The 20,346-nt window shown below is 38.6% G+C and carries 22 protein-coding genes; 5 read left to right on the top strand and 17 right to left on the bottom strand.

Translation table 11 applies throughout. The features are described 5' to 3' along the window. The first annotated feature begins 87 nt into the window (after positions 1-87). The 3 genes from ACFX4R_RS00665 to ACFX4R_RS00655 all read left to right on the top strand — a co-directional run bounded on the left by ACFX4R_RS00665 (position 88) and on the right by ACFX4R_RS00655 (position 2,464). Positions 88-897 carry a DUF4397 domain-containing protein gene (locus ACFX4R_RS00665; RefSeq protein WP_043976651.1) on the top strand — a complete coding sequence of 270 codons (810 nt, stop codon included), beginning with the start codon at positions 88-90 and terminating at the stop codon, positions 895-897. Further along, the gene (locus ACFX4R_RS00660; RefSeq protein WP_162214872.1) at positions 894-1,517 is read left to right on the top strand and encodes a class F sortase; all 624 of its coding nucleotides are present in this window, start codon (positions 894-896) and stop codon (positions 1,515-1,517) included. Before ACFX4R_RS00665 ends, ACFX4R_RS00660 begins: the two co-directional genes overlap by 4 nt. 128 nt (positions 1,518-1,645) lie before the next feature. Continuing rightward, on the top strand, positions 1,646-2,464 hold the full coding sequence (locus tag ACFX4R_RS00655) for a glycerophosphodiester phosphodiesterase family protein (protein WP_162214873.1): 819 nt from the start codon (positions 1,646-1,648) through the stop codon (positions 2,462-2,464). 27 nt (positions 2,465-2,491) lie between these two features. Here ACFX4R_RS00655 and ACFX4R_RS00650 read toward each other — a convergent pair whose 3' ends face one another. The 11 genes from ACFX4R_RS00650 to ACFX4R_RS00600 all read right to left on the bottom strand — a co-directional run bounded on the left by ACFX4R_RS00650 (position 2,492) and on the right by ACFX4R_RS00600 (position 12,458). Further along, positions 2,492-3,178: a hypothetical protein gene (locus ACFX4R_RS00650; RefSeq protein ID WP_043976646.1), complete on the bottom strand. Its 687-nt coding sequence runs from the start codon at positions 3,176-3,178 to the stop codon at positions 2,492-2,494. A gap of 1 nt (position 3,179) precedes the next feature. Next, on the bottom strand, positions 3,180-4,022 hold the full coding sequence (locus ACFX4R_RS00645; RefSeq protein WP_043976644.1) for an ATP-binding cassette domain-containing protein: 843 nt from the start codon (positions 4,020-4,022) through the stop codon (positions 3,180-3,182). Between the two features lie 118 nt (positions 4,023-4,140). Further along, the gene (locus ACFX4R_RS00640) at positions 4,141-4,650 is read right to left on the bottom strand and encodes a GNAT family N-acetyltransferase (RefSeq protein ID WP_016765298.1); all 510 of its coding nucleotides are present in this window, start codon (positions 4,648-4,650) and stop codon (positions 4,141-4,143) included. 35 nt (positions 4,651-4,685) lie between these two features. Continuing rightward, positions 4,686-5,891: a TolB family protein gene (locus ACFX4R_RS00635; protein ID WP_043976642.1), complete on the bottom strand. Its 1,206-nt coding sequence runs from the start codon at positions 5,889-5,891 to the stop codon at positions 4,686-4,688. Positions 5,892-5,992: 101 nt separating this feature from the next. Next, positions 5,993-6,811, bottom strand: a complete 819-nt coding sequence (yidC, locus tag ACFX4R_RS00630) for a membrane protein insertase YidC (RefSeq protein WP_043976640.1) — start codon at positions 6,809-6,811, stop codon at positions 5,993-5,995. 505 nt (positions 6,812-7,316) lie between these two features. Next, the gene (locus tag ACFX4R_RS00625; RefSeq protein ID WP_116514644.1) at positions 7,317-8,696 is read right to left on the bottom strand and encodes a sucrose-specific PTS transporter subunit IIBC; all 1,380 of its coding nucleotides are present in this window, start codon (positions 8,694-8,696) and stop codon (positions 7,317-7,319) included. Positions 8,697-8,874: 178 nt separating this feature from the next. Then, positions 8,875-9,702, bottom strand: a complete 828-nt coding sequence (locus ACFX4R_RS00620) for a PRD domain-containing protein (RefSeq protein WP_043976636.1) — start codon at positions 9,700-9,702, stop codon at positions 8,875-8,877. A gap of 37 nt (positions 9,703-9,739) precedes the next feature. Then, the gene (locus tag ACFX4R_RS00615; protein WP_013084668.1) at positions 9,740-10,237 is read right to left on the bottom strand and encodes a PTS sugar transporter subunit IIA; all 498 of its coding nucleotides are present in this window, start codon (positions 10,235-10,237) and stop codon (positions 9,740-9,742) included. A 255-nt stretch (positions 10,238-10,492) separates the two neighbouring features. Beyond that, the gene (locus ACFX4R_RS00610; protein ID WP_043976635.1) at positions 10,493-11,119 is read right to left on the bottom strand and encodes an FMN-dependent NADH-azoreductase; all 627 of its coding nucleotides are present in this window, start codon (positions 11,117-11,119) and stop codon (positions 10,493-10,495) included. A 141-nt stretch (positions 11,120-11,260) separates the two neighbouring features. Then, positions 11,261-11,752 (bottom strand): transporter, encoded by a 492-nt coding sequence (locus ACFX4R_RS00605; RefSeq protein WP_162214876.1) that lies wholly within the window; start codon positions 11,750-11,752, stop codon positions 11,261-11,263. Between the two features lie 160 nt (positions 11,753-11,912). Continuing rightward, complete coding sequence (locus tag ACFX4R_RS00600) at positions 11,913-12,458, bottom strand: hypothetical protein (RefSeq protein ID WP_230184519.1); 546 nt, start codon at positions 12,456-12,458, stop codon at positions 11,913-11,915. Between the two features lie 688 nt (positions 12,459-13,146). Between ACFX4R_RS00600 and ACFX4R_RS00595 the strand changes: the two genes are divergently transcribed. Continuing rightward, entirely contained in the window at positions 13,147-14,313 is a 1,167-nt protein-coding gene (locus ACFX4R_RS00595) for an FtsW/RodA/SpoVE family cell cycle protein (protein ID WP_014458560.1), read from the top strand. Between the two features lie 241 nt (positions 14,314-14,554). Here the strand turns inward: ACFX4R_RS00595 and ACFX4R_RS00590 are convergent, their stop codons facing one another. Together ACFX4R_RS00590 and deoD are read right to left on the bottom strand one after the other, a co-directional pair. Next, the gene (locus ACFX4R_RS00590; RefSeq protein ID WP_028410908.1) at positions 14,555-16,003 is read right to left on the bottom strand and encodes a SulP family inorganic anion transporter; all 1,449 of its coding nucleotides are present in this window, start codon (positions 16,001-16,003) and stop codon (positions 14,555-14,557) included. A gap of 214 nt (positions 16,004-16,217) precedes the next feature. Further along, entirely contained in the window at positions 16,218-16,922 is a 705-nt protein-coding gene (deoD, locus tag ACFX4R_RS00585; protein ID WP_013058711.1) for a purine-nucleoside phosphorylase, read from the bottom strand. 194 nt (positions 16,923-17,116) lie between these two features. Between deoD and ACFX4R_RS00580 the strand changes: the two genes are divergently transcribed. After that, positions 17,117-17,269: a hypothetical protein gene (locus ACFX4R_RS00580; protein ID WP_013058712.1), complete on the top strand. Its 153-nt coding sequence runs from the start codon at positions 17,117-17,119 to the stop codon at positions 17,267-17,269. A 51-nt stretch (positions 17,270-17,320) separates the two neighbouring features. Here ACFX4R_RS00580 and ACFX4R_RS00575 read toward each other — a convergent pair whose 3' ends face one another. The 4 genes from ACFX4R_RS00575 to ACFX4R_RS00560 form a co-directional block, all read right to left on the bottom strand. Beyond that, positions 17,321-17,644, bottom strand: a complete 324-nt coding sequence (locus tag ACFX4R_RS00575; RefSeq protein ID WP_013058713.1) for a hypothetical protein — start codon at positions 17,642-17,644, stop codon at positions 17,321-17,323. Between the two features lie 246 nt (positions 17,645-17,890). Next, positions 17,891-18,517, bottom strand: a complete 627-nt coding sequence (locus tag ACFX4R_RS00570; RefSeq protein ID WP_025750197.1) for a phosphatase PAP2 family protein — start codon at positions 18,515-18,517, stop codon at positions 17,891-17,893. A gap of 235 nt (positions 18,518-18,752) precedes the next feature. Then, positions 18,753-19,523: a sporulation protein gene (locus ACFX4R_RS00565; RefSeq protein ID WP_043976625.1), complete on the bottom strand. Its 771-nt coding sequence runs from the start codon at positions 19,521-19,523 to the stop codon at positions 18,753-18,755. Continuing rightward, the gene (locus ACFX4R_RS00560; protein ID WP_043976623.1) at positions 19,510-20,346 is read right to left on the bottom strand and encodes a serine/threonine protein kinase; all 837 of its coding nucleotides are present in this window, start codon (positions 20,344-20,346) and stop codon (positions 19,510-19,512) included. Before ACFX4R_RS00560 ends, ACFX4R_RS00565 begins: the two co-directional genes overlap by 14 nt.

Here is a 20,346-nt window from a genome sequence, read left to right as displayed (position 1 = left end):
CGAGTACGTTCAAAAGTGAATGCATGCCCACCACTTTTCATACGGGACTAACAGGACAAACTTAGATTAAAAGGAGAGTAAAACGTTATGAACCGTGTAAAGATTATTGCTGCTTCTTTACTCGCAGTTTTATTGCTAGCTTTTTCAGATAATTTCACTTCTGCAGCTGTGCAGGAGGCAATGATACGAGTTGTGCATGCGTCACCTGATGCACCTGAAGTAGATATATATGTGGACAATCAAAGCATCGTAGTCGGCGCATCGTTTAAAGATGTGACAGATTATCTTAAGGTACCTGCGGGTTCTCATAAAGTAGAGGTATATGCCATAGGTACAAAAGGAAAAGAAAAACCTGTCATTTCCACTAATGTAACCGTAGAAGCAAACAAAGCCTATACCCTTGCTGCTATTAACCAAGTTGCACACTTGGAATTAAAAGTAGCTCAAGATGATATGAACGTAGCTAAAGGAAAGAGTAAAATCCGAATTGCTCACTTTTCTCCAGACGCTCCTGCTGTTGATGTAGGTATTAATCACGGCCCTACTTTGTTTAAAGACACTGCTTTTAAACAAATGACAAACTATTCTGAAGTAGATGCCGGAACCTATGATTTGACCATTACAACTAGTCAAGACAATAAAAAAGTACTGGACATCCCAAACCTTAATTTAGAAGCCAACACGGTTTACACAGTGCTCGCTATTAACAAAGCCGACAGTCTTGAAACGCTTTTATTAAAAGATAATACGGCTATGCCTTCCGAAATGCCAAAAACAGGTATGGGCGGTGCTTCACAGGATAATTATAATTCAATTGTGCCAGTTCTTACTTTATTAGGAATTGGAGCGGTCGCTATATTTGTTGTTCGTCGTCACAGAGGATACGAAAGCGAATGAAATGGATAGGAGGGGTTTTCACCTTTTCTTTTATACTATTCATGAGCAGCTGGTTTGCCCAATCAGCAATTGCAAACAGCTCGACGGATTTTGTTGTGAAGATGGCTGAAACAAAATCAGCTCAATCCTTGAAATCTTCAGGAAATGCTTCTACGCCTCTTCCATCTCAGCTTATTATTCCGAAACTTCATATCAAGGCTTTTATAAAAGGAATGGGCCTTACTAACCAAGGTGAAATGAGCGTTCCTGATAATGGTCATGATGTAGCTTGGTTTAAGCTCGGAGCAAGACCTGGAGAGGAAGGAAATGCGGTCATTGCAGGACATGTTGATGATCAAAAAGGACCCGCTATCTTCTATCATCTCGACAAGCTCACAAAAGGAGATGAAATTTTTGTAACCGATCAGCAAGGGGATCAGCTGACCTTTGTTGTTACCAATAAAGCTTCTTATCCCCGAGATTCCGCTCCTATCAGAGAGATTTTCGGTCCAACTTTTCAACACCAGCTTAATTTAATCACCTGTACGGGAACGTTTGATCATAAACAGAAAACTCATGAGCGCAGGCTCGTTATTTATACAAGCCTTCGCCCGGAAAAAACAGCCGATGTTTCTCACTAAACATCGGCGTTTATTACTTTTAATTACATACTCGTTCGTTTTATTTAAATATTTACACAGCCTTAATATGAACACAACATCTCACTAGTAAACTAATGCACGACCCCTCAATAAAAAGGAGTTTTGATATGAGACGAAAATGGTGGTTTGTAAGCTCACTCACTCTTTGTTTATGCGGTATTTTTATGTTTATACATACGCAGGCAGCTTCTACTCAAGCAGAAAAAGTAGCCATTATTGCTCATCGAGGCGCATCAGGTTATGAGCCAGAGCATACGATGCAATCTTATCTCGCAGCCGTTCAGCAAAAAGCGGATTACATTGAACTTGATCTTCATATGTCTAAAGATCAGCAGCTGGTAGCAATTCATGACTACAAAGTTGACCGAACGACAAATGGAACAGGATATGTAAAACAGTATACAGTGAAGCAGCTTCAGCGTTTGAACGCAGGAAAAGGTAATAAAAAAGCCGTCATTCCAACTTTAGAAGAAATATTCCGTACGTTTGGCAATCGAACAAACTATTATATTGAAACAAAATCTCCTCATGAATATCCAGGTATGGAAAAGGAATTGCTGACGCTGATGGCTAAGTACAACATTCATACCAATCACGTCATTGTACAATCATTTAGTCCTGAAAGCTTAAAAACCGTCCATCGATACCGACCTACTATGAAACTAATTCAACTGATTCGTTCTAAGCAAACCAATATGTTAACAGATCAGCAGTTCAGACAAATCAAAACGTACGCGGACGGCATCGGTCCGAACGCAAACACGCTGACAAAACCATATGTACAAAAAGCTCGCTCATATGATTTAGACGTTCATCCTTATACCGTAAATGATGAAAAGCAAATGAGAATGCTTATCGAGTGGGGCGTAACCGGCATGTTTACTAATTACCCGGATCGCCTTTATAACGTGCTTCATAAAGAATAAACACTTGCCGCGGCAAGTGTTTATTCTTTATACATCTCTTCTATTCGCTCTCCACAAGTACAGGCTAATTAATGCTATGGCATAAAGCAAAGCCCAGCCAAACACCAAAAATTTATTTAATCCTTCGTTAATAAATTGAATGATTGCAGATACGGGCGGCAAAACATACAGCAGCAGTCCCCCTCCTTGATACGGAAATGAAACGCCTGCCGCTGCAAGCGTAACGATTAAAATAAATAGAGGTCCAAACCACGATAAGCTGCCTTCTCTTACAACATCTCTTGTGAAAACAAGGCCTATGCTCATGCCAAGCAAACTAAACGTCCAGTGAATAATAAACCCAAACACCATTTGCTTAGTGGATATGTCCACTTCAAACATATCAAGGAGCACAGGATAAGCAATGGAAACCGCTGATAAAAATGTAAACAGCAGCATACAGCTAATAAGCTTGCTCATAAAGTACTTGTTCTTTTTCCCTACGTGAAGTTTTGTAATAACTTCTTGACTGGAATCTTCCGCGTGAAACAGCGACATCGTAAACCAAGTGGTTAGAAAAAAGAGGAAAAGTGCCGTATTAAAAAAGCTATCAAGCACCGGGTTCGGTCTATATGTATAGTTCATACACAACGAAATAATATAAAGTGCAAGCGGCGGAATATATCGATACGATTTAATGTATGTAATAAAATGATAGCGAATCAATGCACCCATCTTAAATTTCTTCCCTTTCCATATGATATAGCTTTACAACTTCAGCTTGAACAGCAAGCAATTCTGCAAGAAACTCGTTTACATATTTTTTATCTATATAAAAAATCCAGTAGTTTCCATGCTGTTCAATTTTCGTGCACTTTTCTTTTAATAAGCGAAGCGGCTTATTGAGAATGACATTTGCCTCAATAACCGTTAAATGCTCAATGAGTTGAACGCGCTCATTTTTTAAAATGCGCTGTGAGCCAATGGTGATAACACGATCAGCTACAGCATGAATGAGCCTTTCTTCATGACACGTAAATACAATGGTCATCCCTCGTTCTTTGAGCTTTGTAAAAATTCGTTCTACTTCTAGCTGAGCACGAGCATCTAATCCTGATAGAGGTTCATCAAGCAATAGCAGCTTAGAAGAACTCAGCAGCGCTTGCATCATGTTGACTTTTTGCTTCATTCCTTTTGAAAAAGAAATGATTTCTTCATGTCTAAACTCTACCATTTCGAAAGTTTCGAGCAGCTCTTCAATTCTAGAGCTGCGCTTTTTCTTAGACAATCCTTGAATTCGTCCCATGTGCTGCAAATAACCTGCTAGCGTAAAACGCAGCTCCTGAGGAAATTGTTCCACCACAAATCCAGGCGTACCGGTTTCTTTATGAAGGTGAACTGTCCCTTTAGTCGGTTTAGATAAGCCGCCAATTAGCTTTAAAAACGTACTTTTTCCCGCACCGTTTTTTCCAACAATCGCCACAGTCTCTCCTTTATAAAGGGTCGTGTGAATGTTTTCTAATACGGTATGTTTTTTGTATACTTTTGCAACATTTTTTAATTCAATCAGTTTTTCCATCTGCTGCCTCGCCTCTCCATAATCCTATATGTTAAATCATAGCATATTTATGGGGAATGTGCTTCCATCTCTATACGCTTCAGCTAAATTTTTCCGCACAAAAAAGCCTTTGATATGATCAAAGGCTTTTTATAGACAATACCATATGCTCTTCATCGATAAATTCACCATCTACTTGAAGAGCTCTTTTTTCATACGCATAAGAAGTAAAACCGAGGCTTTTGTATAGGGCTTTTGCTCCTTCATTTTTAGCAGCGACGGCCAGGTAGATTTGCAAAACATTTGTTTTTGAAAAAGCTTGTTCAACAGCGGTTTTTAACAGCTTCTTTCCAAGACCCTTCCCCCTTGCTTCAGGGGCTACGTACATCCCCCAAATATCTCCCTTATGCTGAACTTTTAAAGGCTTTTGCTGCTGAAACCCTACGATCCCCACAAGCTGTTTTTCCATAAAAGCTCCTACTACAAATTCTGATTGGCTGCTTGGAAAATAATTTCGGATGTCAGCAATTTCTTTTTCATATTCTTCTTCATAACTTAAAATAAAACTTTCGGGATGATCTTTTAAAGCACGAAGACGGAGTTCAAAGTACATGTCAGCGTCTTCTTTTACCAACAATCGTATATTCATTTTTTCACCTTAGTTTCTTATGTTTTAATTAGCTATTAAGGGTTGTACACGCTAAATACTTCATTCCACCGATACAGCTCATAATAATTTCCCGGCAGGTCTAAGCCTGAAATAAGTATCTTATCATTTTTCGTATCTTTTACGCGTGTTAAAAGATTTGCTTGTTTTCGATTTGTACGAATCCACATCGTTTGATTCGCTGCTTTATGATAAACAGGCGCATAATCTCCTAAGCCTTTTTGTGGAAATGTGAACTGACTTTGCTTATTGGTCTTTACGTCCATGCTATACAAAAAAGGCAGTGGCCTCTTTTTTTCATCATTCGACCACCCTGCTTCGGGCACACGTGAAATGATAATGTTATCTTTTTCTGTCCAAGTAAAATCCCAATCTGCGAAGCCTTTTGGAGTAAACACATGTTCTTTAAAAACCGGCATCTCTTTTAAAGTGAACTTTTTATTTTCAGTGGCAAACCTTCCTTCCCCATTAATAAATGCCAGTACTTGTTCTTCATTACTCCACTTAAACCAATTAGGTACATTAAGCATATCTCCCACTACTTGAAAAGCTTTCCCTTCTTTTGTAATGATGCACAGCTTATTTGCATCTGCAGACATCGAAGCCGTTGGAATAGCGATAAAACTAATCCATTGACCGTTAGGAGACCATTTGAAGCTGCTTGTTGTATACGCAAAAAACGAATCATTTTCTGCCGGGAGCGTCGTAAAAGCCTCCACTTTTTTTACATCTAACCCTGCATATTTGCTCACTGTATATAGCTTTACCGGCCCCCATCCCGTCGGCGCCAGCGCAGCAGCTGACGTAATTAAAAATCGATCTCCTTCTGGAAACCATGAAAACTGATCAACCCCTACGGCTACACGCTTCTTTTCATGCGTTTTAACGTTGTAATATACTAAGATTCCATTCGAAATATACGCAAGTTCCTCAGCAACCGGTGACCATTGATAATGAGTCACATCATGTTCAACAAGTAGCGGTTTTCCTTTTAACGGTGCAATCATTAAAGAATCATTTTCTGCATAAGCAACCATATCTCCATGTGATGACCATTGAGGCATAGAGGCATGACGGGCATAGGATAACTGCCTTTCGGTACCGTTATCATATACCCATAGGTTTCCTTGCCGTATAAAACTGACTTTCACTGTATTGGCAGCATTTATTTGCATAGGGAACAACATAAGAAAAAGCAGACATAACGCTATTTTTTTCACCATGTTCACTCCTGTCTTTTTTTATAGCGTTACACAAATCTCCTCATCTCATCACATTTTTGAAAAAATAAAAAAGCGCAGCGAATAGCTGCGCTTTTTGTATATTATGATTTTGACTTAGATTTTGGTGATGGTTTTGTTTTAGCTTGTGCTGTATTATTACCCGCATCTTTTTCTTTTAATAAGCTCATACGTTTTTTCAAGTAGTAACCTTGTCCAATTCCGAATAAGTTACCAATTACCCAATATAATGCAAGAGCAGATGGAAGTGAAATTCCCGCTACTAAGATGAAGATTGGCATAATGTTCATCATCATTTTCATTGGAGGTTGAATTTCATCCGTCATACTTACACGAATTTGTAAGAATGTCGTAATCGCTGCAACTACCGGTAAAATGAAGTAAGGATCTGGCTTTCCTAAACTTACCCATAAGAATGAATGCTGTGCAATTTCATGCGTTCGTGCAATGGCATTATAAAATGCGATAATAATAGGCATTTGAATAAAGATTGGCAAACATCCGCCAACCGGATTAATTTTATGCGTTTGGTAAAGCTGCATCATTTCTTTTTGCTGCTTTTGCTGTGTTTCAGGATCTTTTTTACCAGCATATTTCTTTTGAATCTTTTCCATCTCTGGACGAAGTGCTTGCATAGCCATCGTGCTCTTTTGCTGTTTTAAAATAAGCGGTAATAGAACTAAACGAATAATAAACGTCGCAATAATAATAGACAGACCATAGCTTCCGCCTGCCCACTCAGCAATTTTCGTTAATGCCATAGATAAAGGGTAAACAAAATAATGATCCCAGAATCCGCCGCTTGTAGCCGTGACCGGTGTTTTTGTACTGCTACAGCCGGCTAGAGCTAAAAGAAGCGCTCCCATTAAACCAAGCAATAATAATTTTTTATTTCTTTTCATATTCTTTCCTCCTAATAATGACTAAATGTATGAAGTGTTTTTCAGAAGGAAAGGATCTTCTTCATCATTATTCTTCTCTTTAACTGGTGTTTTTCTATACACATGTATAAATACATTTCGTCTTTTCCATATTGTTAATACTGAAGGATCAATCCCTGCATTCACATGGTCGGTGACAGGTTCCGCATGAAAAGCCGTAAACCTAGCTTCACGAAGCATATAATAACAAAGGATGTATAAAACGAAAGCAGATAAATACGGCGCATATAGAAAAAGATCGTGATAAAATTCCATGTGCCAGCTCTCTTTCTGACTATAATAGTACAATCCAATATATGTAGTGTAGCATTTACGTTCCTGTTACACAACATCAACTTATCTCTTTGACTGTTCTACGTATTACTTTTTAAAAAGTTTCATATTTACGACACAAAATTTGCTCACCATAAAATATGATGAGCAAATCTAATACCATTATTTATTCTCGTATGCTTACTGCTGCTTCTCAGTCTTCTTTTAGTTTCATGAACCAAGTAACGCCGAATGCTACACCTACAGAAATAATCATACCGATTATATAGTGAATTAAATTGCTCATACCAAGCGGCGCAGCAATGGCCATCATTGGAATACCTGTAAGTCCGTAGGCATTGGCTACTACGTGCATAAGTACCACGTAGCCGCCCCCGGCTGCTCCGCCTATAGCCGCAGCAATAAACGGCTTGCGAAGTCTTAAGTTGACGCCGAAAATAATCGGTTCTGTAATTCCTAAGAAGGAAGAAATAGCCGCTGGAATCGCAATTTTTTTCGTTTTGGCATTTTTCGTCTTAAAGTAAACAGCCAGCCCTGCTCCTCCTTGCGCCACATTCGCGCAGGCCCAAATAGGAAGTAAGAAGTTAACGCCAATCTTCGGATTAGCAAGCAGTCCTGCTTCAATAGCATGAAAACTATGCTGCAAACCTGTTAATACAATAGTTGAGTACAAGCCACCAAACAAAATTCCTGCAAACACTCCGGCTACATCGTATAGAGACTGAAGGCTGATCGAAATTAAATCTCCAATATAGCGACCGAAAGGGCCAATAAACACAAGTGACACAAAGCCTGTGATAATAACCGTTAAAAAAGGCGTAACAAGTAAATCAACCGAATTCGGCACAATTTTCCGGAGTCCCTTTTCAATTTTGCTCATGACGTAGATAGCCAATAAAATCGGAACGACCGTACCTTGATAGCCAATCAGCGGAATACTTAAGCCAAACAAATCCATATATTCTGGCTTAGCATCTGCTAATGTCCACGGATTTAATAACATCGGATGCGTTAAGATCCCCCCGATAACCGCTCCTAGATAAGGATTTGAACCAAATTCTTTTGCAGCTGAAAACCCGATTAAAATCGGTAAAATGATAAATGCTGCGCCTGAGAACATATCCAATAACACAAATAACGCGCTATCTTCTGAGACCCAGTGGAACGCTTTCATCATCCCGAGCAGCCCCATTAGTAAACCACTGGCTACAATGGCTGGAATAATCGGAACAAAAATATTGGAAAGCATGCGGGCAAAACGGGCAAATGGGTTCATTTTCTTTTTCATTTCTTCTTGATGATCCGCTGGGGCAGCAGCCTCGTCAGCACCTAATTCTTTCACAAAAGCAGCGTGGATTTTATTAACGAGACCGGTTCCAAAAATGATTTGAAACTGTCCTGAATTTGAAAAAGCCCCTTTTACATCTTCTATTTCATCTAAACCTTTTTGATCGATTTTGCTTTCATCTCGAATAACGAGGCGCAAACGCGTAGCACAGTGCTGCGCACTAGCAATATTTTCTTTTCCTCCTAAAAGCGGAACAAGCTTTTTAGCAATTTCTTTTACGTCCATCTTACTTCCTCCTTGTTGTATGTCATAAAAAAAGCAAGACCTAAAATACGCTTATAAAAGACATACTTGTCCTTCATGCGCATTCTAGGTCTTGCCTGCTTTACCAGTCACAATCCCGATTATTCAATTAATACGCTTTCATTGTACTCAAAGCAACAATATTCGTCAATGTTTTTTTCTATATTCTTTGCTCTATTCGGCAAATGTGAAGCGTGATATATCCTAGCTCCGCTTCTGGAAAATTAATTTCGTACTCATCTTTGACAAATCGCTTGATCGTTTCAGCACACTGATACGATTTTTTATATTTGACTTTTAATACGTCAAGCATCTCTTCATCCATCTCATGAAAAGGTTCATTTTGCGCTAAACGGTTTAACGCAAAGCGCAAGTGAGTCAGCAGCCGCTGATAGGACATGCTGTTTTCATCAATCTCCATATTCAGCTCTTTTTTTATAATCGTAACCATTTCATTAATAATCGTTGTATTCATCATGAGCTGCTGCATGCCCGGTGAATTCAGTTTCGCCGTATGAATATGAAGCGCAATATATCCCGCTTCGTCAATCGGCATCGTGATATCTAGTCTCTTTTTGATATGCTGAAGAGCCCATACTCCTATTGCATACTCAGGCTGATAGAGAGATTTAATTTCATTAAGCAATTTATTTTGTATGGAAATTCCGCGGGCTATCCTTTCGACAGCAAAGGATAAATGATCGCTCAAAGCAATATGCACATGATGACTTAATGTAGCAGAAAGCTGCTGCTCAGCATAAGAAATGATTTCTTCCGCCACTTGAATATGCTCTTCAGGAAGGTTTTTTAATAGTTCTTGAAACTTCTCCTGCTCTTCTTTCATGACAAAGACTTTCTCCACTTTTGCAGCATTAATAAGATCATTTTTACCTTTTTGAAAAGCAATACCGGGACCCATCGCAATTTTTTCAACTCCGCCTTCTTTAAAGACAACGGCGTTGTTATTTAACACTTTTAAAATCTTCAAATGCGCTCTCCTTTCTTAAAGGAAAAGGCTTTGCTAATTACTTCATCGTTACTTTTGCACAAGCCGTTTCGCCTTTTTGAACCGTCCCTTGAGCCAAAATTTCGAAACTTTCACTTGCATCACTGTTTGTAATAACGATTGGTGTGATAATGCTTTTCGCTTTTTCTTGAATAAGCGCTAAATCAAATGTGATAAGAGGTGTTCCTACACTTACTTTGTCACCTTGTGCCACGTGAGCTTCGAATCCTTCGCCTTCCATTGCCACTGTTTCAAGGCCGATATGTATTAATACTTCCGTACCGGCTTCTGTTTTTAAGCCTACCGCGTGTTTTGTATGGAAAAGCTGAACGACTTCCCCAGCAACAGGTGAAACAACTTGTCCTTCTGAAGGTTCGATTGCAAAACCGTCTCCCATCATCTTCTGTGCGAACACTGGATCTGGCACTTCGCTGATTGGCAGGATATTACCTGAAAGCGGAGCTAGAACGGTTGTTTCTTTTGATTTTGTCTTATTACCAAATAATTTTTTAAACATCTCAATCACCCTTTTTTAGATTGTACTTGTAGCATACCCCAATGATTCTGCAGAAAAACTTCCCCTATCCCGATGTTACGTTAACATGGTCATTATTTAACCATGCTTTTTTTGTCTTGTAAATAAAAATGTATAAGCGTTTTTATAAGAAGTGCGTTCTCTACGCTGCATTTTATGTAACCCTTTGCATATTTTCCGAAGGAGGGGTATTGAATTTTAAACCTAAAAAAAAGCCCTTTTAAAGGGCTTTTGACATTAGAACGTTGATGCAACTTCTTTTGCTCTTTCAGATGCTTTTGCTAGAATATTGTCTGCTTCTGCTGGTGTGTAAGCCATGCCTTCTGCAACAACCAGTTGGAAATCTTGAACCCCAATGAAGCCCATCACTGTACGTAAATAGCTTTGAGTAAATTCTAGCTCTGCCGCAGGGCCTTCTGAATACACGCCTCCGCGAGCTTCTAGTAATACTACTTTTTTATCTGAAGCTAATCCTACTGGACCATTTTCAGTATATTTAAACGTTTTTCCTGCAATTAAAATGTTATCAATATATGCTTTCATTAGTGGAGGGAAGCTTAAGTTCCACATTGGAGCTGAGAAAATAACTTTGTCAGCTTGTAAAAACTGCTCTACTAATTCACCCATACGCGTTACTTTTTCTAATTCAACAGCTGATAATTCTTCACCAGCTCCAGCTTTTCCCCATGCCGCTAAAACATCTCCATCAATGAATGGAACTGTTTCTTTATACAAATCAAGCGTTGTCACTGTATCAGTCGGGTTTGCTGTTTTATACTCATCTAAGAAAACCTGTGCTAAACGAGTTGAAAATGATGCTTCATCAACCTGCGGATTTACTTTTACATATAATACATTTGCCATAAATGTCATCTCCTAAAAAGTGTCTATTATCATTAATTCAAGATATTACTAAACAAATTATCTTTAATTCGAGATTTATTATATAACGCCATTTTTTATGCGTCAACCTTTTCGCACAAAAAAAACTCCACAAGCGGAGTTTTATACACATTGAAATTCTCGAATTTGATTTACATCTACCCCAGCATACACCCAGAAAGATCCTGTCCAGCGATATCCTGCAACTGAGCGTCTGCCTACAAAGGTTGGATAAAACCAGTAAGGTCGACCATTTCTCGGCCATATATAGGTGTATCGGTATAAGCACCCTGAAATAGCGCCTGGATCAACAGCATAAAGTGATGGACCTCCTGAACCTAGCTTTGGTGCAGGTGTAAAAGCTGGCGGCGGACTTGAAGGCGGCTGCGCTCCTCCCTGCGGCGGAAACCCTTGGCCCCCTCCTCCAGGTGGCTGTGGTGGAAATCCTTGACCTCCTCCTCCAGGTGGCTGTGGTGGAAACCCTTGGCCTCCTCCTCCAGGTGGCTGTGGTGGAAACCCTTGGCCTCCTCCTCCAGGTGGAAACGATGGAAACCCTTGACCTCCTCCAGGTGGAAACAAATTTTGAAAACGTGGATCGTATTGATATGGATACATACGCACTCCCCCTTTATAATGCTTGCTACGTTACAATATGCATCATAATGAAGATAGGTGAATGTCTACTTTTACCTTCTATAAACTAATTGAACGATGTTAAACTTGGTAAACTTAAAGGGGAGTCTTATCAGAGGAAATAATAAATCCAACACGGAAACTACTTGCGTGTTGGATCTGCTTGCGGAAAATATTTTTCAATAAAATTATACAGCCAAAATACGGTAATCAAAATAGGAGCTATCAGAAAAGGATGTTGAATCCACATTTTTACCAGTACCTTTTCAAATGACGGAATCGATTTTAACACTTGAAATAACGAGCTTCCGCCAAAAATAACGCTCGTTCCTATCAATAAAAAAGATAGCCAGTTAAATTGATCCATCCACATGCTCATAGAGATATAAAAACTAACACCGGTTCCTATCCCCCCCATTATTCCACTTAAAATACTTTTCACCGAAAAAGGAATCCCTACAAACCATCCGGCTCCTAGTCCTGCACACCCTGCTAAAATGCTAGAAAAAAGCAGCGGCTGCTCAAGCCAGAGACATGCATTCACTCCAACCACTAAGGTGACATGTATTCCTACGTGAAGGGAAATTCTTTTGCCAACAGGCTCTGAAACATAATGATAGTAGCGCCCGCTATAAAAAATTGTCCACCATAATAATAAAAATGCTGTCACACTTGCCCCTATAATCATAAACACACCTCTCTACATTATGATTCTATTAATCTCTATCTATTATTTTCCTCATATCCTATGTGTCTGATTCGGTAATCTATCCATATACCTTCCATACGTTCGTTCATCAGCAAGAAAGTCGAATATAACTATATTCTTGTCTCAACTGTTTACTTGTGGGAGTGCTAAGAAGTTGAATGTCTGCATGTAGAAAAAGATAGTGTAGAACACTTTCTCTTATCTTTACTATTATTCATATGTATAGCTTACTAGATTTAGTCCTCGCAGTTTAGAATTTTTCAGTTGTTCATATGAAACTATTTGCCCTTTCTTTCGTTATATATATACACGTTTCTTTATCTTTTCACGTGCAAAAAAAGATAAATTCCTATAATATGTTTTCATATTAACCTTTAAGGAGATAAAGAAGATGAATTGAATAAATCCCTACAAATAGAGTTTTTAGAAAAAAGAAATTGTTATCATTTCTCCTATTTATGTTATAGAATAATTCATGTATAATAAAAGGCTGTATGGTAACGCAGCTTGCGACATATCTTTTCTTACTTTTAGCAAGTCTATATTCAAAGCAAAAACTGCAAAGTGGGGTTAGTGCGACTCTTCATTAATCGACTTTGCATTAAAAACCAGCATTTTTCTTTTATCATAAAGAAAGAATGAGATTTAATAGTGACAGGTGAATAATATGGGTGAAAATCAAAGAAATGTTAGTAGATTTGACTGGAACTTGGCTTTCCTAATCTTCCTATTGTTTTGCGTAAGCGTTGTGGCAATCCATAGTGCTGAAAAAATTGGGCAGTATGATAAGAACTTCGTAGCGCAACAAGTTGTTTTTTATATAATCGGAATGGTGATTATAGGGTTTGTCATGCGTTTTGACTCCGATCAGCTTCAAAAGCTAACGTGGGTTTTTTATGGATTTGGGAACTTTTTATTGCTTCTTTTACTAGTGGCTCCGTCAAGCATTGCCAGAGAAATTAACGGGGCAAAAAGTTGGTTCACACTTCCCGGCTTTTCGTTACAGCCATCAGAGTTTATGAAAGTGTTTTTGATTATCACACTGAGTACGGTCATTGTGAAACACAATGAAAAATATCGTATTCGGACAGTAAGAGAAGACTTTTTACTGCTTGGTAAACTGGGTGCTGTACTTGCTTTACCTTTATTATTAATCATGCAGCAGCCTGACTTAGGTACCGCCCTTGTGTTCTTAGCAATCACGGTTGGACTTGTATTTGTTTCAGGCGTAAGCTGGAAAATCATCGCGCCTGCATTTTTAGGTATTACAGCGGTTGGTTCTGTCATTTTGGGACTTGTTGTTTATGCACCTAACCTATTAGAAAAGTATCTAGGGGTTAAGCAATACCAATTTGGACGTATCTATTCTTGGCTTGATCCTGAGTCATATAGTTCGGGAGAGGGCTATCATTTAAAGAAATCGTTAGATGCAATTGGATCAGGAATGGTAAACGGTAAAGGAATCGGAAATGGAGTTGTCTATTTGCCAGAGGGACAGACCGACTTTATTTTTGCAGTTATTGGAGAAGAGTTTGGCTTTATCGGCGCCAGCATTGTTATTAGTCTTTTCTTCGTACTCGTTTATTACTTGATCAAGCTAGGCCTTGAAACAAAAAATGAATTCAATTCTTACTTATGTGTAGGCGTTATTTCAATGCTTACGTTCCACGTATTTCAAAATATCGGTATGACCATTCAAGTCTTGCCTATTACCGGAATTCCACTTCCTTTTATTTCATATGGAGGTAGTTCACTGATGGGGAACATGTTTGCAATGGGTCTGATGTTTGGAATCTCATGGCATCACAAACGCTATATGTTTGGAAATGATTAAAGAGAGACGATGGTCTCTCTTTTTTCTTTTATCTCCCTATTAAGCATGCTACAATAAAGAAAACGCTTCCAAATCCTGTTTTAAAAGGAGTAGATATGCATGCTTGATTACCAATATCGGCGCAAAGCCTATGCTATTTTGTTAAAACAGACATCCGTACCTCCATCTACAACTTCTTTTTCCACCTGGCTCATACAGCTACTAAAACGAAACAAATAAAAGGTGTGCTACTGCACACCTTTTATTTGTTCGACAGCGACGTTATGCCAATTTGCCTTACGATTTTTTTACTATCTTCATTTAGTCCTTTTACAATAACCTTTTTATTCAATCGCTCGTACTTATCGATAATTTTTGAGATGCCGATCACGGCCGATTGATCCCATATATGAGAAGAACTAAAATCAATAATGATGGTATCCGGGTCTGTTTCATACTGAAATTCATCCATGAAGAAGCTGATCGTGGCAAAAAATAATTGCCCTGAAACCCTGTATTGCTTCATATTGCCTTCTGTTTGTGAAGTTGTTTTGATTTTAGCCATCTTCCAGCCAAATACAATGGTGCTTAAAACAATACCTACCATTACTCCTAATGCTAAGTTATGTGTAAACAATACGATAACCACCGTAACAACCATTACAATAGCATCCGATAGCGGATATTTCGTTAAGTCTTTAAGGGACTGCCAATCAAATGTACCAGCAGCTACCATAAACATAACGCCTACAAGAGCAGCCATTGGAATTTGTTTAACAACATCGCCAAGCACCATAATTAAGAACAATAAAAAGACTCCGGCGACTAAGGTAGATAACCTTCCACGTCCCCCTGATTTTACATTAATCATAGATTGTCCAATCATGGCACAGCCAGCCATTCCTCCGAAGAAACCTGTTACAATATTAGCGATGCCTTGACCGCGCGCTTCCTTATTTTTATTCGAAGGCGTATCTGTAATTTCGTCCAGTACCGTTGCCGTTAGCATAGATTCAAGTAGGCCTACAATCGCTAAAGGAAGCGAATAAGGTAAAATGATAAGCAGTGTCTCCACTGATAAATCAACCTTTGGAAAGTGAAGAACCGGCAGCGAACGCGTAATATTCCCCATATCTCCTACCGTTTTTAAATCTAAATGAAAGACAATCGCTACAATCGTCATCAAGACAATGGCAACAAGCGGAGATGGTATTGCTTTGGTCATGAGCGGAAACAAATAGACGATGAGCAGCGTTCCGGCTACCATTGCGTACATCATCCAATTTGCTCCTTGAAAATGCGGAAGCTGTGCTGTGAAAATTAAAATACCTAGCGCATTTACAAATCCAATCATAACTGTTTGAGGAAGAAATGATAAAAACCTTCCTACTTTCAAAACACCAAGTAAAATTTGAATAATTCCGGTTAAAACAGTAGCTGCAAATAAATACTCAATGCCGTGATCTTTGACTAAATTAATCATTAATAAAGACATTGCTCCTGTTGCAGCTGAAATCATAGCTGGTCTTCCGCCTGTAAAAGCAATCACAATTGCCATACAAAAAGATGCATACAGGCCAACCATGGGATCGACACCGGCGATAATGGAAAAAGCAAGGGCCTCTGGAATAAGCGCAAGAGCAACTGTCATCCCAGACAAAATATCTGCTCGAACGTTTGAAAACCACTGCTGTTTAATACTTGCCATCATGATGGTTTATCACCTCTTATGAATTTTTTATACGATTTTCGACTTCCACGAAAATCAAAGCCGTTTTTAACGTATCAAATCGTACCATACAATTTCCCGTTTGGAAACAATTAATTTTCACAAATAAAAAGACGAGAAGCCTGATTGCTTCTCGTCTTTTTATTTGTTACGCCGCAGCTTTTCGCTGCCATTCAGCAAATAAACGACTTTATGTTCATTCATTAATTGCTGCTTCAAGCGCAACAACAATCATATCGTTAAACGTCGTTTGACGCTCTTCTGACGTCGTTTCTTCACCAGTGAAAATGTGATCACTTACTGTTAAAACCGATAAAGCATTACGGCCGTATTTAGCAGCTAGCGTATACAAAGCCGTTGTTTCCATTTCAACTGCCAATACGCCGTGAGCTGCCAATTTTTCTAGCTGGCCGTCTTCATTGTAAAATTGATCAGATGTAAATACACTTCCTACTTTTAACTGAAGGCCTTTTTCAACACCTGCATCGTAAGCGCGCTTTAATAAATCAAAGTTAGCTGTCGGTGCATAGTCGATAGGACCAAATTTAACGCGGTTCATTTGTGAATCACTTGACGAAGACATGGCTAAAATAACGTCCCGTACTTTTACATCTTTTTGAATTGCTCCGCATGTACCAACCCGAATTAGGTTTTGAACACCATATTCATTCATTAGTTCATTTACATAAATAGCAATTGATGGTACACCCATTCCTGTTCCTTGAACAGAAACGCGCTTTCCTTTATATGTTCCTGTGAATCCAAGCATACCGCGCACTTCGTTATAGCAAGTTACATCTTCTAAAAACGTTTCTGCAATGTATTTTGCACGAAGTGGATCACCTGGAAGTAAAATCGTTTCTGCAATATCACCTTGTTTTGCCCCAATATGTACGCTCATTTCGTACCTCCTATATGTAAAAAATCTTACGCTTTCACTATACCATATTGTATCCCTTGCTTGTCTATTTACTTCTAACATTATGCGTCAAAAATAAAAAGACATACGGCCCAAAAAATGGCGTAGTATGTCTTTTTATATAAGGGTACGCTAATAGCGCAAGGGATTTACTAACGTTAGCTGAGGTGATATGTATGGGAAAAAAACATCGCAATCGAATTAATTCGCCTAAAAAGAATAATCATATTCCAAAAGAAGCAATTATAGCAGAACATGAAGCCCATGGAGATGAATATTCAGCAACAAACCGAAAAAATGGCCCTGGCCATCATACTCGTGATTACTAAGGGTCAACATATAAATAAAAAGCGGCCAGATAGGTCGCTTTCACCTTATGTTTAGCGTACGTGCAGGCGGTTCACTTTTTGCCAGCCGTCTGTCCATAGCTTGTAGTAATACTTTCCTCGAGTACCTTCATCAATTAACAAAATATCGCCTGTGCTGATAAACCTCGCATCACAATCTTTTGGCAAATTATCAGCAATATTAAACATCTGAAATACTTGTGTTGCTGCGTCTTGATGATCGAATGCTGTAATCGTTAGACGATGGACAGGCTTATATCCGCGCTTTTCGCCTTTTTCTTCTGTTTGCATAATGGTTACATCATATTCTGTGCTAATATTAAATTGTTTTTTTATTGTGGTCCACACACTCAACATTCTTCCCTCCACCCAAAAGCAAGTATTTACTCTTTTACGTCATGTATTCTTATATAATTAGTGATAAAATCCGAAAATCCTTTATCGAATCAAAACGTTTTTTGTCGAAATTACTAGTTTTTTCTTATTAAACATGTACATAAAATATTTGTTTCCCATTTTATCATTAGTTGTTTTTGAATGGATGAATCAATAGGCCTACTTAAACAAAATGAAATATTAACGAAAAAAATGTAACCATTGCTCCTATTTTTGGTTATATAGGCGCTTAGAAAGGAGGTAGACCCCTAAGGACCAAGCAAGTCCTAAACAATATCCTGCTAGTATATCCGTTAAAAAGTGTACGCCTAAATACAAACGGCTAAATCCAATTAATAAAATAACAATAGCAATTACGCATGCAGCTGCCGTTTTGATAGCCCTGCTTCTTGTATACATCCATATTAACAAAAGTACTCCGCTGTAAAACGCCATTGAGTTCATGGCATGTCCGCTCGGAAAACTATAGTGAGAGGCGGGAACGACTTGACTCCAATCAGGTCTTGGTCTTGCAAAAATCTCCTTCAATCCCCAATTTAAAGCGCGAACTCCCCAAAAAACGAGCGTGATATATAAAACGAGCAACCCTTTTCGTTTATAAAGAAGAAATACTATAATTGCAAACCATATTGGCGCAGTAACATACCAAGATCCTACGGTTGTTATAAATATGATGATGGGTGTTAACGTGTCCGTCCTCCATCCTTCAATGGTATGAAGCACATTAAAGTCAAGCTGTTTCACCCAAGGTGTATTAAATGTAAATAAAATCAGTAAAAAGAAAGCTAAAAGCGATACAATAAATAGAGAATATTTTGTAGTGCGGTTTACCATTTTTTATTTCCTCCAACCTATTAAAAGAAAAAGCATGTAGTGTTCTACATGCTTTACTTATTCATACGTTTTGGCTGAATATAGTCTTCTGGCTTAGGAGCTTGATGAACGACAAATTCAGCCGAAAACTCCTCTTTTGCATTTATTTTTTTCGTTTGCTTTGATTGCGGCATATACCTCTCTCCTTTCTTTTTACTGTCTTTAATATACGAAAAATAAAGGAGAGCTATGCACGTTAGCTATAGCGTGAAATAATACTGGTTAATATATTTTTTAACTGAGGAATTTCTTTTTCAGAAACATGAACATGAACGAGCGACTCATCTGCATCCAGCATTTCAGATAGAAAGCCGCCAAACCCTCTGGCACGTCGATCTACTTCTATAAATAAATCGTAGTCATGTAAGCCGCTCGGCTGTACGATGATTTCAATTTCATCTACTTTCCCAGCGTACACTCCACCACTTGGAACAAATTCAAATTCTTGAACAAAAGGAAGTCTTTTTCTCATCCGGCGAGGGGCTTCTTCGCACTCGACTTGGCGCAAGCGAAAGCCAAGCTGTTCCATAGCTTCAATTGTGCTTGTTACCATAAGGTTAGGAAGCACTTTTACATGATCAATATCTGACGGATCAACGGCGTCTTTAATATCAAGACTCGTCGCCACCCAAACCCGGGTTCTCCCTAATGTAACAGGCGTATCATCAGGCAGCTGAAAGGTAAAAGGAATAGACTTCGTTTCAGATGGTTGAATCGTGAACGGGTCGTTAATCTTAAACGTATTAAGCTCAATATCCTGCTTGTATTTTTTATCGTCTCTTTCTTTTACATAAGTTGTGAATAGACGCAGATAGATGCTGTCAATTTTCTGCTCAACATTGCCTCCGTACACTTCAACAATTCCTTCAATCTTTTCACCAGCACGAAATTCATCATTGACAAGCTTAGCGTCCACTCGCGCTGCACCAATTCCAATGCGGGCTAACGCTTTATTAAATAGCGCCATACTTTCCCCTCCCTGAGTTCTTACTATTTATATAGTCATAAATATCTTTTTGTAAACTTTTAATGCTTTCATACGATTCATCTGCTCTCAGCATTTTTTGAATGATTGTCTTAATAGGCGCCGATAAATGTAACTCTTGTTCCCAGCTTCTTTCTTGTTTTTCCGTCGGCTCATAACCAGAGTATAATAAAAATAAAAGAAAATGACCAAGTGCATAGATATCGCTTGCAGCAGATGTTTGTCTCATAAACTGCTGTTCTTCTATAAGGGTGCTTGTTTCTTCATGGTCTCCTAAAAATCTAGCAAGACCAAAGTCAATAACATAGATGGTTCCGTTAACATCAATAATATTTGGAATACGAAGATCACGGTGAACGATTCCTTGCTCATGAATAGCAGAAACTACGTCTAGAATATTAAGTAAAATGTTAAGCGCTTGTTCTTCCGTATACACGCACTTCTCTTCAAAAATTAAATCTTCAAACGTTTTCCCTTGAATCAACTCCATCACTAAGAAATAGCCTTCAGCTGTTTCGATAGCTTCATACAGTGAAGGAATTTGAGGGTGATTTAATTGAGACAGCAATTTTGCTTCATAATGATAAGACTTCAGCCCCTGGGACGTGCACTGCTTCGTTTTACGGAGCTGCTTTACGACTACCTTTTTTTGTTGCACAATGTCGTTAGCAACATATGTTATACCATAGCTTCCCATTCCCAGTACATCTATGATTTCATAGCGCCCGCAAATGACTTTTCCTTTTTTAAAAGGGAGGTCAACTAGCCAGCGATGAAGATATTTGAACATTCGATTTTTCATCAT

The organism is Priestia sp. YIM B13490, assembly GCF_042787735.1.
In the GTDB taxonomy this organism is placed as follows: domain Bacteria; phylum Bacillota; class Bacilli; order Bacillales; family Bacillaceae_H; genus Priestia; species Priestia megaterium.
This window is presented reverse-complemented; position numbering and strand designations above follow the sequence as displayed.